General features: G+C 58.7%; 14 protein-coding genes. 10 read left to right on the top strand and 4 right to left on the bottom strand.

Translation table 11 applies throughout. The annotated features are described in order from the left end of the window. Positions 1–17: 17 nt before the first annotated feature. The 5 genes from D3F01_RS00275 (at position 18) to D3F01_RS00255 (ending at position 3,791) form a co-directional block, all read left to right on the top strand. Positions 18–947 carry a dihydrodipicolinate synthase family protein gene (locus tag D3F01_RS00275; RefSeq protein WP_242885433.1) on the top strand — a complete coding sequence of 310 codons (930 nt, stop codon included), beginning with the start codon at positions 18–20 and terminating at the stop codon, positions 945–947. 71 nt (positions 948–1,018) lie between these two features. Further along, on the top strand, positions 1,019–1,480 hold the full coding sequence (locus D3F01_RS00270) for a YhcH/YjgK/YiaL family protein (RefSeq protein WP_242885431.1): 462 nt from the start codon (positions 1,019–1,021) through the stop codon (positions 1,478–1,480). Continuing rightward, the gene (locus D3F01_RS00265) at positions 1,473–2,177 is read left to right on the top strand and encodes an N-acetylmannosamine-6-phosphate 2-epimerase (RefSeq protein ID WP_005934431.1); all 705 of its coding nucleotides are present in this window, start codon (positions 1,473–1,475) and stop codon (positions 2,175–2,177) included. Before D3F01_RS00270 ends, D3F01_RS00265 begins: the two co-directional genes overlap by 8 nt. A gap of 15 nt (positions 2,178–2,192) precedes the next feature. Further along, the gene (locus tag D3F01_RS00260) at positions 2,193–3,122 is read left to right on the top strand and encodes an ROK family protein (protein WP_242885430.1); all 930 of its coding nucleotides are present in this window, start codon (positions 2,193–2,195) and stop codon (positions 3,120–3,122) included. Positions 3,123–3,152: 30 nt separating this feature from the next. Next, positions 3,153–3,791, top strand: coding sequence for a GDSL-type esterase/lipase family protein (locus D3F01_RS00255; protein WP_156068200.1), 639 nt, complete (start codon positions 3,153–3,155; stop codon positions 3,789–3,791). Between the two features lie 106 nt (positions 3,792–3,897). Here D3F01_RS00255 and D3F01_RS00250 read toward each other — a convergent pair whose 3' ends face one another. The 3 genes from D3F01_RS00250 to D3F01_RS00240 all read right to left on the bottom strand — a co-directional run bounded on the left by D3F01_RS00250 (position 3,898) and on the right by D3F01_RS00240 (position 7,158). Beyond that, complete coding sequence (locus D3F01_RS00250) at positions 3,898–5,106, bottom strand: GNAT family N-acetyltransferase (RefSeq protein WP_097771202.1); 1,209 nt, start codon at positions 5,104–5,106, stop codon at positions 3,898–3,900. 16 nt (positions 5,107–5,122) lie between these two features. Then, on the bottom strand, positions 5,123–6,457 hold the full coding sequence (gene aspS, locus D3F01_RS00245; RefSeq protein WP_242885429.1) for an aspartate--tRNA(Asn) ligase: 1,335 nt from the start codon (positions 6,455–6,457) through the stop codon (positions 5,123–5,125). 80 nt (positions 6,458–6,537) lie between these two features. Continuing rightward, positions 6,538–7,158 carry a sugar transferase gene (locus tag D3F01_RS00240; RefSeq protein ID WP_242885428.1) on the bottom strand — a complete coding sequence of 207 codons (621 nt, stop codon included), beginning with the start codon at positions 7,156–7,158 and terminating at the stop codon, positions 6,538–6,540. 240 nt (positions 7,159–7,398) lie between these two features. On the opposite strand from D3F01_RS00240, the gene D3F01_RS00235 reads away from it, so the two are divergent. Next, positions 7,399–9,414, top strand: coding sequence for a TIM-barrel domain-containing protein (locus D3F01_RS00235; protein ID WP_117534135.1), 2,016 nt, complete (start codon positions 7,399–7,401; stop codon positions 9,412–9,414). A gap of 180 nt (positions 9,415–9,594) precedes the next feature. Next, positions 9,595–10,968 carry an MATE family efflux transporter gene (locus tag D3F01_RS00230; protein ID WP_242885427.1) on the top strand — a complete coding sequence of 458 codons (1,374 nt, stop codon included), beginning with the start codon at positions 9,595–9,597 and terminating at the stop codon, positions 10,966–10,968. A gap of 42 nt (positions 10,969–11,010) precedes the next feature. Here D3F01_RS00230 and D3F01_RS00225 read toward each other — a convergent pair whose 3' ends face one another. Continuing rightward, a complete protein-coding gene (locus D3F01_RS00225; protein ID WP_242885424.1) occupies positions 11,011–11,553 on the bottom strand; it encodes a GNAT family N-acetyltransferase in 543 nt (180 codons plus the stop codon). Positions 11,554–11,740: 187 nt separating this feature from the next. On the opposite strand from D3F01_RS00225, the gene D3F01_RS00220 reads away from it, so the two are divergent. From D3F01_RS00220 to D3F01_RS00210, 3 genes are read left to right on the top strand one after another with little or no spacing between them, the layout of a single operon-like run. After that, on the top strand, positions 11,741–12,496 hold the full coding sequence (locus tag D3F01_RS00220) for a GntR family transcriptional regulator (RefSeq protein ID WP_242885421.1): 756 nt from the start codon (positions 11,741–11,743) through the stop codon (positions 12,494–12,496). 14 nt (positions 12,497–12,510) lie between these two features. Next, complete coding sequence (gene pyrB, locus D3F01_RS00215) at positions 12,511–13,452, top strand: aspartate carbamoyltransferase (protein WP_117476127.1); 942 nt, start codon at positions 12,511–12,513, stop codon at positions 13,450–13,452. Position 13,453: 1 nt separating this feature from the next. Continuing rightward, positions 13,454–13,891 carry an aspartate carbamoyltransferase regulatory subunit gene (locus tag D3F01_RS00210; protein ID WP_005934452.1) on the top strand — a complete coding sequence of 146 codons (438 nt, stop codon included), beginning with the start codon at positions 13,454–13,456 and terminating at the stop codon, positions 13,889–13,891. Positions 13,892–14,164 lie beyond the last annotated feature (273 nt).

Genomic DNA, 14,164 nt, shown 5'->3' with positions numbered 1-14,164 from the left:
GCTTAAGGAGACAAACCATGAAAGATATCACTAAGTACCAGGGCGTTATCCCCGCTTTCTACGCCTGCTACGACGCAGAGGGCAATATTTCCACCGAGGGTGTCAAGGCCCTCACCCGCCACCTGATCGCCAAGGGTGTCAAGGGCGTGTATGTCGGCGGTTCCTCCGGTGAGTGCATCTACCAGCATGTGGACGAGCGCAAGGCCGTGCTGGAGGCAGTGATGAGCGAAGCCAAAGGCAAGCTGACCGTCATTGCACATGTTGGCTGCAACAACACCGCCGACAGCGTGGAACTGGCCCGCCATGCCGAGAGCGTGGGTGTGGATGCCATCGCCTCCATCCCCCCCATCTACTTCCACCTGCCTGAGTATGCCATTGCAAAATACTGGAATGACATGTCCGCTGCTGCTCCCAATACCGAATTCGTCATCTACAACATTCCCCAGCTGGCTGGCACCGGCCTGACCATGAGCCTGCTGAAGGAGATGCTCAAGAACCCCAACGTGGTGGCTGTCAAGAACAGTTCCATGCCCACCCAGGACATCCAGATGTTCAAGGATGCCGGTATCGCTGCCCGCGGCGAAGGCAGCTTTGTGGTCTTTAACGGCCCCGATGAGCAGTTCGTCTCCGGCCGCGTCATCGGCGCAGACGGCGGCATCGGCGGCACCTACGCCGTGATGCCTGAGCTGTATCTGGCCATGAACGAGCACATCAACAAGGGCGAGATCAAGGAGGCTCAGGCCCTCCAGTATGAGGCCGACCGCATCATCTACAAGATGTGTGAGGCCCACGGCAACCTGTACGCCGTGCAGAAAGAGATCCTGCGCCGGATGTACGGTCTGGAGCTGGGCGGCGTGCGTGAACCCATGCCCAGCCTGATCCCCGAGGATGAGGCCATCGTGGCCGAAGCACAGGCCATGATCGAAGCCGCCATCGCAAAACTGTAAGCTGAACAAGCGCCCCCTCTCCGTCTCTTTTCAGAGGGGAGGCGGGCGCTTCTTTTTTGGAGGGAAAGCGTATGATCTGCGATACCCTGGATCAACTGCATCTGTACAAGGGGTTCCACAAAAACCTCGACACGGCCATTGCGTTTCTGGCCGCACACCCGCTGGAAGCCCTGCCGCTGGGCCGTACCGAAGTGGACGGCGATGAGGTATTCATCAATGTGATGGATGCCGATCTCAAACCCCACACCGGTTCCCACGCCGAATATCACCGGCTCTACGCCGATCTGCAGATCGACCTGACCGGCGGCGAGGGATGGGGCTACGAGACCGCCCCTGGCACCGAGGTGGAGCCCTACCAGCCGGATATCGGCAAAAAGGACAGCGAGGATGCCGTTTTCGGCGCTCTGGGCGAGGGGCGGTTCGTCCTCTTCTTCCCCGGTGAGCTGCACCGCCCCGGCGTGGAAATGCCCGGCTGCGATCGTGTCCGCAAAGCTGTAGTCAAGATCAAGATGGAGGATAAGTATCATGGATAAGGAAAAACTGTTTGCTCAGATCAAGGGCGGGCTGATCGTCTCCTGCCAGGCATTGGAGCACGAGCCCCTGTACACCAAGGAGGGCGGCGTGATGCCCCTGATGGCCAAGGCTGCCGCCATGAGCGGCGCGGTGGGCATCCGCGCCAACACCGTGCGGGACATCACCCAGATCAAGGAGGTCGTGGACCTGCCCGTGATCGGCATCATCAAAAAGGACTACCCCGGCACCCCCATGTACATCACTGTGACCATGAAGGAAGTGGACGAGCTGGTGGCCTGCGGCGTGGATATTCTGGCGGTGCAGGGCACGGGAGCTCTCCGCCCGGATGGTTCCACCTCCGCCGAGTTCATCCGCGCTATCAAAGCAAAGTACCCGGATCAGTTGGTGATGGCCGACTGCGACAACTTTGAGAACGCCATGGCCTGTGCCGAGGCCGGTGCCGACTTTGTGGGCACCACCATGCGCGGCTACACCCCTGAGACCCAGGGCATTGACGACATCGATTTTGATTTCGTCCACAAGCTGGCCACCGAGTGCCCCGCCAAAGTCATTGCCGAGGGCCACATCCACTACCCCGAGCAGGCCGTCAAGGCACTGGAAGCCGGTGCCTTTGCACTGGTGGTGGGCGGTGCCATCACCCGCCCTGCCGAGATCACGGCCCGCTTCACCGGTGCCATCAACGCCATGAACAAGTAAAACGGAGACACTGAGATGAAACAGTATCTTGCGATCGATATCGGCGGCACTGCCGTCAAGCTGGGCATCGTGGATGAGACCGGCGCGGTGGGCCCCAAGGCCGAGGAGAGCGTCAACTTTGACGGCTACCAGACCCCGGTACTGACCACCGTGCTCAAAGCCGCCAAAGCCTTTGTGGAGACCCAGAACATCGACGTGAACACACTGGAAGGCGTGGGCGTTTCGGCCACCGGCCAGATCGACAGCCGCAAAGGCATCGTGGCCGGTACCTGCGGCAACTTTCCCAACTACATCAACAGCCCCATCCAGGCCGAACTGGAACGGCTCTTCGGCCTGCCCGTCACCGTTGCCAACGATGCCAACTGCATGACGCTGGGCGAGGTTTGGATCGGCGGCGCAAAGGGTTATACCGATGTCATCGGCGTGACCCTGGGCACTGGCGTGGGCGGCGGCATCCTGACCGGCGGCCGCCTTTTGGAGGGTGCCCGCGGACTGGGCGGTGAGCTGGGCCACTACCGCACCCATGCACTGGACGGTGTCCCCTGCACCTGCGGTGCCACCGGCTGCTGGGAGCGCTACGCCGCTACCACGGCTCTGGTACGGGCCGCACAGGAAAAGGACCCGGCCTGGAAGGATGGCCGCGCCATTTTTGCTGCTGCGGAGGCTGGCAACGAGACCGTTCTGGCCCTGCTGGATGCCTGGACGGATGAGATCGCACAGGGCCTTGCAGGCATGGTGCACATCTTTAACCCGCAGCTCATTCTCATCGGCGGCGGCGTAAGCGCCCAGCAGAAGCTGCTCATCGAGCCCATTGCCGCCAAAGTCAGGGCCTCCGTTATGCCCGCCTTTGCCGAGGGACTGGAGATCCGCGCTGCCCAGCTGCACAATGATGCCGGTATGGTAGGCGCAGTCTATTACTTCCGCCAGCAGCACGGCGAAGCCTGATCATCTGAACGATCAAAGGAGTATATTGAGATGAAAACACATATTCTCTGCCTGGGCGATTCCAACACCCACGGTTATTGTGCCGACCCCAAGGACAATGCCGACGGCGGCATCCGCTTCAACGAGGACGAGCGCTGGACCTGCCGCCTGCAGACTGCTCTGGGCGACAAGTATCTGGTAACCGAAGAGGGCCTTTCCGGCCGCACCACCGTTTTTGTAGATCCCATCCACGAGTCCATGGATGCTCTGAGCGTGGCCTATCCCCTGCTCAAGAGCCATGAAGTCATCGACCTGCTCATCATCATGCTGGGCACCAACGATGTGAAGGAGCGCTTCAACGCAAACGCCGCCTGCATTGGTGCGGGCATGGAGCGCCTGATCCAGAAGTGCAAGACCGTGGACTGCTGGGGCGGCAAGGAACCCAACATTCTTGTGGTTGCTCCTCCGCGCATCAAGGAGGGCTTCCACGATGAGGTCATGGGTGACGGCTGTGTGGAGAAGTCCAAGGGCGTTGCCGGCTGGTACAAGATCATTGCAGAGCGCAACAACGTCCATTTCCTGGATGCTGAAGGCTGCGAGTTCAACCAGATCGACTTCATGCACCTGACCCGTAAGGGCCATGCACAGCTGGCCGAAAAGCTGGCCGAGCTGGTGCCGACGCTGCTCTGAGTCAAAAAGAACAACCCTCTCCGTCATTGCCTCGCAATGCCGCCTCACCCTTTCGGGAAAAGCAGGCAAAGCAAAAGGCTTTGACGGAGAGGGTTGTTTTCTTTTGTCAGATGTAATCCGAAATATACGGGATCTTATGGAAGAGCACGTCATCCAGCCGTTCCACAGCCTCTTCCCTGCCCTCGATGCGCTCCAGCTCATACAGACGCTCTGCAGTCTTGTAGCCCAGCAGCAGGGTGGTAAAGGTGCCGATGCCCATTTTCAGGTGATACTCGGCGGGTTCACGGGTCATGGTGCAGTGCCCATCCGCAAAGCGAACGTTAAACGTCCGGTCGTTCCATGGCAGAAGCGAGTCCTCGATCTCCAGCTCGATGCACAGGGTGCCGCCGTCCGGGTCACAGGGGTAATCGGCGAGGAAATCCTCCACGTCAATGATGCGTCCCATGGCATAGGGGCGGATGCTCTCCTTGATGTCGCCATCGTCCATCTCAAAGGCGATGGGTTCGCTGAAATAGGTGCTGCCGTGCACCTCATCGATCATGGAATCATGGGCATGGATATACTCCCACAGGCCTTTCTGGGCCTCGCGGTTGAGGTAGACCATCTCCTTGATGTGCATGATGTCATTTTTGATGAGGTAGACCATGTAGCCGCAGGGCTTATCCTTGACGTTGTAGTAGACCGCAACATTGGTATCGTCCTCATCCCAGCGCCAGTATTCCTCCCAGGCCAGACTGTTGCGGAACAGACAGCCATGGGTGATGGACGCAAAGTGGGAGTGCAGCTCATGGAACTCGGTGTTATCCCAACTGACACGCCGGACATAGCCGGGGGCCTTGACCTTGGTGGGGATCTGCCGGTCCTTGATGTTGAACGAGATCTTGTTGGAAACGATTTCCCAGCCCAGGTGATGGTACAGCGGAATGCTGTATGGGTAGAGCAGAGCGAAGGATTTGCCCTCCTCGTGCATCTGGGTCAGGCCCTTGATCATCAGGTGTTTCATAATGCCCTGCCCGGTGTACTCCGGGTAGGTGCAGACACTGGTGACAAAGCCCACATGGTAGACCGTATCGTAGATGTTCATTTTCAGCGGATAGACGGCAAACTGGGACACCAGCGTGTCTCCATCAAAGCAGCCCAGCACATCGGCACGTTCCAGCACCGGGAACTTGGACTGCTTGATCTCATCGTCCTTCCAGCCTGTGGCAGTCAGCTCTTCTTCCGTGACCTGAAAGGTGTAGCGGAGCAGTGCGTTGTACTGATCCAGATCCTTCGCTTCCAGATAACGGGTCAGATAATGGTCTGCGGCGTTCATACGAACACCCCCGTCCTTACGGGGTCAGACGGTTGGGGCCGCGGAACAGGAACTCCGCGTCCTTGATGCTCTCGCCCACCAGCAGCATGGTCAGGCGGTCGATGCCCAGACCGAAGCCGCCGTGCGGGGGGCAGCCATACTGGAAGAATTCCAGATAGAACTTGACATCCTCAGCCAGACCCTTTTCCTCAGCCTGCTTCTTCAGCACCTCATAGCGATGCTCACGCTGGGCACCGGTGGTGATCTCCACACCGCGCCAGATCAGGTCGTAGCCCTGAGGCACGCCGTTCTCGTCGCGCATGTGGTAGAAGGCGCGCTTCTCAGCATCGTAATCCGTGACGAAGAGGAACTCGTGGTTATAGTGCTTCTTCACCCAGTCGTAGCTCAGGCGCTCGGCCTCGGTGGTCAGGTCGCCCTTCTCGGAATCGTCCACCACATAACCGAAGTCCTCTTCCAGACCATTGTACAGGTCAGCCAGCTTGACCACGGGGAACGGGATCTCGGGCACGATGACTTCCTTGCCGAACAGTTCCTGGATCTGGTCGCCGTAAGCGTCCTTCACAGCCTGCAGGCCAGCCTTGAGCAGCTGCTCCTCCATGGCCATGACATCCTTGTAAGAGGTGATGTAGCTGAACTCCAGATCGAAGCCGGAGAACTCCGTGGCGTGCTTATTGGTATAGCTCTTCTCGGCGCGGAACACAGGGCCGGTCTCGAAAATGCGCTCAAAGCCTGCAGCCATTGCCATCTGCTTGTAGAACTGGGGGCTCTGTGCCAGATAGGCATTGCGGTCGAAGTAATCCACCTTGAACACCTCAGAGCCGCTCTCGCTGGCAGCAGCGATCAGCTTGGGGGTGTGGATCTCGATGAAGTTCTGGTCCAGCAGGAACTTGCGCATGGCGTTGACCATGCAGCTCTGGGCCTTGAACATCAGCTGGTTCTCGTCGGTGCGCAGATCGACCCAGCGGTAATCAATGCGCTGGTCGATGCTGGAACGCTCCACCGCCTTTTTCTTCTTGGTGGCGGCAATGGCCTTACGGGCAATGGGCAGTGCATCCGCAATGCTCTCCACCTCGATGGCCTCGGGGATCATCTCGATGCCGCCCATCTTGACGTAGTCGTTCTCGACCACCTTACCGGTGACAGTGATGACAGAATCAGGGGTCAGCTGATCGATGGTGTCCACCAGATCAGGATGATCTTCTTTTTCAACCGTGATCTGCAGCTTGCCGGTGATATCCTTCAATACGATAAAGGCCATATACTTGCTGTTGCGCAGGTTTTCAATAAAACCCTGTACCTTGACCGTATTGCCAATTTCCTTTTGTACCTCGTTGATGTAGGTGCGATTCATGGAAATCCTCCTTTGATGTCTTATACCGTTTTATTATACGCTTTTCAGGGGATAAATCAAGTATTCTGCCCGGGCCAGTCTTACTTCTTGTGGTTTTCCTCTTCGTGCAAAGTGCCGGTGCCGCCCTCGACCACACCGTCGTGGTCGAGCACTGCCCTGATGGTGCCAAAGAAGCACTTTACGTCCATGCCAAAGCTCAGGTGCTCCACATAGTAGCCGTCCAGCCGGGCCTTGTCCACGATCTCCAGCTCATCCCGCCCATGGATCTGAGCCCAGCCGGTCAGGCCGGGGCGGACATCGTTGGCACCGTACTTGTCCCGCTCGGCCAGCAGGTCATACTGGTTCCACAGCGCCGGGCGCGGGCCGATGACTGCCATATCGCCCACAAAGATGTTCCAGAGCTGGGGCAGCTCGTCCAGACTGGTCTTGCGCAGGAAGTGCCCCACCCGGGTGATATAATGATCCGGGTCCTTGAGCATGTGGGTGGGCATATCGTGGGGGGTGTCGATGCGCATGGTGCGGAACTTGAGGATATTGAAATGTTGTTTGTGGATGCCCACCCGCTTCTGCCTGAAAAAGATCGGCCCCGGGGAATCGATCTTGATGGCAAGGCAGAGGATGAGCAGCAGCGGCGAGAGCACGATCATGCCGCAGAGGGACAAAATGACCGCCAGCAGCCGCTTGATGCCGTTTCGATACATGGAAGATCCTCCCTTTTCAGAGTACTTTTTATTATAGCAAGCCATTCGACAGTTTGCAATCCATTCCGTGCAGTTTTACGCCCGAGAGGCTCAGGCAGGTGCAGCAGAAGTATTGGCTGTTGCGCAGGCCACAAAACGCCTGTTTTGTTGTATTATTCATCCTGTTTTCTCTCTTGTTCCGGAACGATTTCTGCCGTATCATTATAGTAACAACTCTATCTGAAACAGGAGGTCTTTTCTGTGATCCAACGTTTTTCTTTCGGGCATCCTTTTCCCACCCAGAGCGTTGTGCTGTCTCTTCCCGCGGAAAGCGGCCCCATCCCCTTTCTGACTCCCGATGGCAGCGGCTGGCAGCTCACCCTCAGTGAGCAGGCTGCCGTCTACGGTCTGGGTGAAATGCCCCGCGGCATCAACAAGCGCGGCTGGCACTACATCGCCAACAACACCGATGAATCCCGCCACAGCGAGGACAAGCTTTCCTTCTATGGTGCGCACAATTTCCTGCTGGTGCGGGACGGCAGCACCTGCTTTGGCCTGTTCGTGGATTTCCCGGGCAAGGTTTATTACGACATCGGTTATTCCCGCCACGATCTTCTCTCTTTCCACACCGAGACCCCAGACTACGATCTGTATCTCCTCTCCGGCGGGAACGAAAATGAGATCTGCAGGGAGTTCCGTACCCTCATCGGCCGCAGCTACATCCCGCCCAGGTGGGCATTCGGTCTGGCACAGAGCCGCTGGGGCTACAAGACCGAGGAGGACGTACGGGAAGTTGCACGCCAATACAAGGAGCACGACCTGCCGCTGGACATGATCTGTATGGACATCGAGTATATGCAGGACTATGCCGATTTCACCGTAAACAAGGAACGTTTTCCAGACCTTACAAAGCTCTCCGCAGACCTGAAAGCGCAGGGCATCCGGCTGGTGCCCATCATCGATGCCGGCGTGCGCGTCGACCCCAACGACTCCACTTGCACTGAGGGGCTGGAAAAGGGATACTTCTGCAAAAAGGCCGACGGAACTCCCTTTGTGGCGGCAGTCTGGCCCGGCAAGGCCTACTTTGCCGACTTCCTGCGTCCCGAGGTGCGGGAGTGGTTCGGCCACAAATACAAGGCCCTGACCGACTGCGGCATCGAGGGCTTCTGGAACGATATGAACGAGCCCTCCCTCTTCTACTCACCTGAGCGGCTGCGCGCTTTTCTGGACGATATGGCCGCCCTGCGGGAGAAGGACAACATTGAGCAGGAGGAGTTTTTCCCGCGCGTGGTGGGCGGTGCCATGGGCCTGATGAACAGCCCGGCAGACTACGCCAGTTTCTACCACGAGGCAGACGGCCGGAAGGTACGTCACGATCAGGTCCACAACCTTTATGGCGGCAGCATGACCCGCGCCGCAGGGGAAGCCTTTGCCGACCTGCGTCCGGGCCAGCGCACCCTGCTTTACAGCCGTTCCAGCTTCATTGGCAGCCACCGCTACGGCGGCATCTGGCTGGGCGACAACAATTCCAGCTGGGCCCAGCTGCTGGCCAATATCCAAATGATGCCCAGTGTCCAGATGTGCGGTTTCCTGTACAGCGGTGCCGACCTCTGCGGCTTCTCCTGCGATACCACGCCGGATCTTGCCCTGCGCTGGCTTGAGTTCGGTCTGCTCACCCCGCTGATGCGCAACCACTCCGCGGTGGGCACCCGGATGCAGGAATACTACCGCTTCCCCGAGGTGCTGCCCGCTGTGCGTAATATGATCCGTCTGCGCTACGCCCTGCTGCCCTACCTGTACAGCGAATTTATGAAGGCTGCGCTGGAAAACACCAGCTACTTCCGGCCGTTGGCCTTCGATTACCCGGATGACCCCGATGCCCGGGAGGTGGAAGATCAGCTTTTGCTGGGCGAGGGCCTGATGGCCGCTCCCGTCTATGTCCAGAATGCCCACGGGCGGCATGTCTACCTGCCCGAGCCCATGAAGCTCCTGCGCCTGCGGGCTGTAGACGACTACGACGAAGAGATCCTGCCCGCCGGACACCACTATATCCGCTGTGCGCTGGACGAAATGCTGTTGTTCATCCGTCCGGGTCACATCATTCCCGTGGCACAGCCCGCCAACAACACCGCTGAGCTGGATGATGCCAGTCTGACCCTGTGGAGCTTCCTGCCCAACGGCGAATCCGCGGAGTACCGGATGTACCGGGACGACGGCGTGACAACGGAATACGAGAAGAAAGAGCACTGGAAAACGCTGCAGATCCATCATTCCTGATCAAAGCGCCCCAGAAAGGCAGGAACCCCCTGCGCGGCATCTTGTATTTTACAGAAAACTGTATTATAATATAGGTGTTCTTTACAAATTGCGTTGTGCCGCAAAACGGCACGGCGCATTTTTTACGCTTCGATTTTGGTGCAAGAGTATGAGAGAAGTTTCAAAGGAGGCGGAGCTTTCATGGCACAAATGTCCCAAGCCGGTGATCTGACCAGCGGCCCGATGCTGAAAAAGATCATCCTGTTTTCCCTGCCGCTGGCGGCATCCAGCTTTTTGCAGCTGCTGTTCAATGCTGCCGATGTGGTCGTGGTGGGTCGATTCGCCGGCAGCGCCGCGCTGGCAGCAGTTGGTTCCAACGGTGCACTCATCAACCTGCTGGTCAACCTGTTTGTCGGCCTTGCGCTGGGTGCAAACGTTGTGGCGGCCCGCTGTTATGGTGCAAAGGATGACCAGGGCGTGCACGAAGCGGTGCAGACCGCTGTTACCCTGAGCCTTGTGGGCGGCGTTCTGATGGCTTTTGTGGGCTTTTTTGCAGCCCACGGCCTGCTGGAACTGATGTCCAGCCCCGAGGATGTTATTGACCTTGCCACCCTTTACCTGAAGATCTACTTCATCGGAATGCCGATGACCATGCTGTACAACTTCAACGCTTCCCTGCTGCGTGCCGTGGGTGACACCCGCCGTCCGCTGGTCTGTCTGGCGGTGGCAGGTGTCATCAATGTGGTGCTGAACCTGCTGTTCGTCATCGTGTTCCAGATGAGCGTGGCGGGCGTTGCACTGGCCACCATCCTCAGCCAGACGGTATCCGCCATTATGGTCACGGTGCTTCTGGTCAGGGAAGAGGGTGCCATGCACCTTGACCTGCGGCATCTGGGCATCCACAAGAAAGCCATGCTGCAGATCATCCGGATCGGCCTGCCCGCCGGTCTGCAGAGCACCGTGTTCAGCCTGTCCAACGTGGTGATCCAGTCGGCCATCAATTCCTTTGGCTCCACGGTCGTGGCCGGAAACTCTGCCGCATCCAACCTCGAGGGCTTCATCTACACCGGCATGAATGCCTTTGCGCAGGCGGCCGTGACCTTTACCAGCCAGAACGTGGGTGCCCGCCGGTACGACAACCTCGACCGCGTCATGCGCAACTGCCTGCTCTGCGTCACTGTGGTGGGCCTGTTCCTGGGCTGCGGCGCTTACTTTGGCGGCGAGGTCCTGCTGCACTTCTACTCCACGGATGAAGCCGTGGTGGCCGCCGGCCTGTCCCGGATGCAGATCATCTGCACTGCCTACTTCCTGTGCGGCATAATGGACACTTTGGCCAGCTGCCTGCGCGGCCGCGGCTACTCGGTGATCCCCATGATCGTCAGTCTGGTGGGCAGCTGCCTGCTCCGTCTGGTCTGGATCGCAACCATCTTCCGGATGTTCCGCTCCACCGGCACGCTGTACATCAGCTACCCCATCAGCTGGGCCCTGACCGCAGGTGTGCATCTCATCTGCCTGCTGGTCGTGCGCAAAAAGATGAACGATCAGCTGAAGGAAGAGGCCCGCCTGGCCGCATAACAAAAAACGCTTTCCTGTGCTCAGCAGGAGAGCGTTTTTTGTTTACAGCATCTTCTTTAACAGATATCGGTCATACCCGCCGTACATCTCACGGCGGTCGGCAATGACAAAACCGCAGGCAAGGGCATTGTTCAGGCTGTATTGATTCTCCGGACTGACGGTGGCCCCGATGCCCACGATGCCGGGCCGGACAAGGGGCAGCGCCGCTTCCAGCAGCTTCCGCTGCAGGCCGTTGCCCCGCCAGTCCGGGTGGACCACCGCGCTGTCTGCATTGGCCCAGTGCTCCCACTCTTCCCGGGGCACCCCCAGGAAGGCCGCATAATTGTGCGCGCTCCGGCCGCAGTAGCGCAGGATAAAGTACGCCCCCAGCCGTTCGCCGTCGTATGCCCCGATGCACAAGTCCTCCCTCAGGTAGGCCGTGATATTCTCCAGTGTGTCGGGCACAAACTGCTCCGGGTGAGGCATGGCGGCCCGCACTTCGTTCTGTAAAGCAAAGAATGCGGCGGCATCCGCAGGGCCGCACCGGCGCAGGCGAATGGGAAACCGTGCAGGTCGGCCACTCACTTTTTGCAGTATCAGTTCCATTTTGTGAACCCTCCAAAAATAAAATCATACTTTCTGCTGGATTCCAGTATAATTACCATTCAAAATAAAGTCAAATCATGCTATAATGAAAGTAAGAAAATCTGTCCGGCGCAGCTTTTGGGTTGCAGGGCAGGTTTTCCCAAGTCCAGGCGGGCACTGCCCCGCCCGCGAACCGGAGGAACAGCCCATGAAAGAATCCAGCTCTTCGTCATCCATCCGCCTGGGCGGTGCGGTCATCAGTGACCGTGTCGTCGCGGCGCTTCTGGAAGAACTGCGCACCGGCCGCTACGCCGATGCCGACCGCCTGCCCGCCGAGGTCGATCTGGCCGCGGAACTCGGGGTCAGCCGTACCGTGATCCGGGACGCGCTGAGCGAGATGGAGCGCGCCGGTTACATCGAGCGTGTGCGCGGCATTGGCACAGTGGTCAACCGCACCGTGCTCAGCCTGCGCAGCCGCCTTGACCAGAAGCTGGAATATTACCCGCTGATCCGCAGCTTTGGCAGCTACCCCCACGCCGATGGCATCCAGATCTATCCCATCCGCGCCGGGGCCGAGCTTGCCCGGGATCTTGCCATTGCACCGGGGGACGAGGTCATCTGCATCAAAAAACGCATCCTGGCCGACACCACCCCGGTCATCTACTCCATCGATTATCTGCCCCGCGCCCTCTTTGGCAGCCGGGACTACACCCGCATCGACCTGAGCGGCAGCGTGTTCGATATCCTGGAGCAGGAATGCAACCAGCAGATCTCCTCGAATGTGGCCCACCTCAAGGCCAGCTGCGGCGACGAGGCCATCCGGGCTGCCATGCGTCTTGCCCCCGGCGAGGCCATGCTGCTGCTGGATGAGATCTGCTTCAACCGTCTGTGCCACCCGGTCATGCGCTCACTGAGTTATTACACGAATTTCTTCGATTTTTCCATTCTACGAAAATTACTTTGACGGAGGTAAAATTCATGCGCCATCTCATCGATCCCTTGGATTTCAGCCAGGAGGAGATCACTTCCCTGCTGGATCTGGCCGACCGCATCCGCTCCGACCCTGCCGCTTACCAGGACGTTGCGGCTCACAAAAAACTCGCCACTCTGTTCTATGAGCCGTCCACCCGCACCCGCCTTTCCTTTGAGGCGGCCATGCTGAACCTGGGCGGCCATGTGCTGGGCTTCCCGAGCGAGACCGTCTCCAGCGCTTCCAAGGGAGAAAGCGTTGCAGATACCATCCGTGTGGTCTCCTGCTATGCTGATATCGTGGCAATGCGCCACCCTAAGGAGGGTGCGCCGTTCCGCGCTTCCCGCTACTCCCGCATCCCGGTCATCAATGCCGGTGACGGCGGCCACCAGCACCCCACCCAGACCATGACCGATCTGATGACCATCCGCACCCGGATGGGTCGGCTGGATAACCTGACCATCGGCCTGTGCGGCGATCTGAAGTTCGGCCGCACCGTCCATTCTCTCATCAAGACCATGGCACGCTGCAAGAACATCCGCTTTGTGCTCATCAGCCCCGAGGAGCTGCGGGTGCCCGACTACATCATCAAGGATGTGCTGGAGGCCAACGGCATTGAGTACCGTGAGACCCGGAGCCTGGAGGAATCCATGCCTGAGCTGGATATCCTGTACATGACCCGTGTGCAGAAGGAGCGCTTCTTCAACGAGGAGGATTACATCCGCCTGAAGAACAGCTACATCCTGACCAGCGAAAAGATGGCCCTTGCCAAGCCTGAAATGGCAGTGCTGCATCCCCTGCCCCGCGTGAACGAGATCGCACTGGATGTGGACAACGACCCCCGTGCTGCCTACTTTGAGCAGGTGCAGAACGGCGTATACGTCCGCATGGCACTGATCATGACGCTGCTGGGTCTTGCCGACCCCAAAGCACCGAAGGAGGGCAACTGATATGCTGAATATTGACGAGATCCAGAACGGCATTGTGATCGACCACATCAAGGCAGGCACCGCTGTGGGCCTGATGGAGCTGCTGGGCATCACCGGCAACAAGACCGCCAACGTGGCACTGATCCAGAATGCACGCTCCCACAAGGCCGACTGCGGCCGCAAGGACATCATCAAGGTCGAGGGGGATGCCTCCTGGCTGAACCTGGACGTGCTGGCCTACCTTGACCCTGACATCAGCGTGACCGTGATCGAAAACGGCAAGGCTGTGCGCAAGGAAAAGCCGAAGCCCCCCAAGCGTCTGGTGAACATTGTGCGGTGCCGCAATCCCCGCTGCATCTCCTCCATTGAAGAGGAATGCGACCAGATCTTTGAGATGAGCTCCAACGGCAAATACCGCTGCATCTACTGTGAGCAGGAGCTGCAGGTGAAGCCGGAATAATCGGTACAAAAGCAAAAGGCAGTGCGTCCCACGCGGCGCACTGCCTTTTTTGTTTGTTACACGAAATCCTCCCGCATCGGGGTGAAGATATCCAGCAGGATGCCCGCTTCCGTGCAGGTACAGCCATGCTCCACATCGTCCTCCTTCCGGCCCGATCTCAAACAAAAAAGCCCGACAAAGCTCCCTCCGGCAGCACCGCCCGGCATCCCATTCCCACATACGATGCCGTGCAGGTGCAGTGCATTCAGAAGGTCTCTATCTGCAGCAATCCCC

This window comes from Faecalibacterium sp. BCRC 81149, from assembly GCF_022750605.1.
GTDB classification, from domain to species: domain Bacteria; phylum Bacillota; class Clostridia; order Oscillospirales; family Ruminococcaceae; genus Faecalibacterium; species Faecalibacterium duncaniae.
This window is presented reverse-complemented; position numbering and strand designations above follow the sequence as displayed.

Coding starts and splice junctions, on each gene's coding strand:
- D3F01_RS00230 (WP_242885427.1), top strand. CDS start 9,595: ATGGCACAAATGTCCCAAGCCGGTGATCTGACCAGCGGCCCGATGCTG.
- D3F01_RS00260 (WP_242885430.1), top strand. CDS start 2,193: ATGAAACAGTATCTTGCGATCGATATCGGCGGCACTGCCGTCAAGCTG.
- D3F01_RS00240 (WP_242885428.1), bottom strand. CDS start 7,158: ATGTATCGAAACGGCATCAAGCGGCTGCTGGCGGTCATTTTGTCCCTC.
- D3F01_RS00225 (WP_242885424.1), bottom strand. CDS start 11,553: ATGGAACTGATACTGCAAAAAGTGAGTGGCCGACCTGCACGGTTTCCC.
- D3F01_RS00270 (WP_242885431.1), top strand. CDS start 1,019: ATGATCTGCGATACCCTGGATCAACTGCATCTGTACAAGGGGTTCCAC.
- D3F01_RS00220 (WP_242885421.1), top strand. CDS start 11,741: ATGAAAGAATCCAGCTCTTCGTCATCCATCCGCCTGGGCGGTGCGGTC.
- D3F01_RS00265 (WP_005934431.1), top strand. CDS start 1,473: ATGGATAAGGAAAAACTGTTTGCTCAGATCAAGGGCGGGCTGATCGTC.
- pyrB (WP_117476127.1), top strand. CDS start 12,511: ATGCGCCATCTCATCGATCCCTTGGATTTCAGCCAGGAGGAGATCACT.
- D3F01_RS00275 (WP_242885433.1), top strand. CDS start 18: ATGAAAGATATCACTAAGTACCAGGGCGTTATCCCCGCTTTCTACGCC.
- D3F01_RS00255 (WP_156068200.1), top strand. CDS start 3,153: ATGAAAACACATATTCTCTGCCTGGGCGATTCCAACACCCACGGTTAT.
- D3F01_RS00250 (WP_097771202.1), bottom strand. CDS start 5,106: ATGAACGCCGCAGACCATTATCTGACCCGTTATCTGGAAGCGAAGGAT.
- aspS (WP_242885429.1), bottom strand. CDS start 6,457: ATGAATCGCACCTACATCAACGAGGTACAAAAGGAAATTGGCAATACG.
- D3F01_RS00210 (WP_005934452.1), top strand. CDS start 13,454: ATGCTGAATATTGACGAGATCCAGAACGGCATTGTGATCGACCACATC.